Annotated in this window: 1 protein-coding gene; it reads right to left on the bottom strand. The window is 33.3% G+C overall.

Going from position 1 to position 645, the window contains the following annotated elements; translation table 11 throughout:
* On the bottom strand, positions 1–645 hold a 645-nt coding region (locus ACQ3F0_RS26760; RefSeq protein ID WP_428868869.1), incomplete at both ends, for a Na+/H+ antiporter NhaC family protein.

The following is a 645-nucleotide window of genomic DNA, read 5'->3' as shown; positions in this document are numbered from 1 at the left end:
ATCAAGTAAACTTGCTGTTCTTCTTGGATCTATATCATATTCCTTTGTTATGTCTTTTGCCAAAGGACCAGCTGATACTATTGCAATAGTGTTATTTGCTGTTGATATATCGATTAAACTTGCAAGTGCTGCTATTCCAAACTCTGCACCTTTTTTAGTTTTAACATTAGAAGTAACTTTTTCTAGTAAGAATCCTATTCCTCCATAATACTTCATTAATTCTACTATACCACCGATAACTAGAGCGATTAAGCAAAGGTCCTGCATCCAACCAAAACCTCTTTGAATAAATCCTAATAATTCAATAAAATTAAATGAACCTAGTGCCAATCCTAAAATTGCACCTGTTGAAATACCTATTCCTAATACCACCATTACATTCAATCCGATTAATGCACATATTATTATTGATAAATACGGTAATACTCTTAATAATGAATATGAACCAACTTCAAGTGTAGCACTACCTATTGGTATAAATGCTAATATTGTCAAAGTAACGATAACTGCTGGCAATACAATCAAGCCATTCATTTTAAATTTATCTCTAAGTTCTACCCCTTGGGTTCTTGTAGCTGCTATTGTAGTGTCTGATACAAATGAAAGGTTATCCCCAAACATTGCTCCACCTACTACTGTTGCAAC

Origin of the sequence: Clostridium sediminicola (assembly GCF_050402865.1) — a bacterium.
GTDB lineage: Bacteria > Bacillota > Clostridia > Clostridiales > Clostridiaceae > Clostridium_AF > Clostridium_AF sediminicola.
Note: the sequence above shows the minus strand (reverse complement) of the source record. Positions and strands in the feature narration are given on the sequence as shown.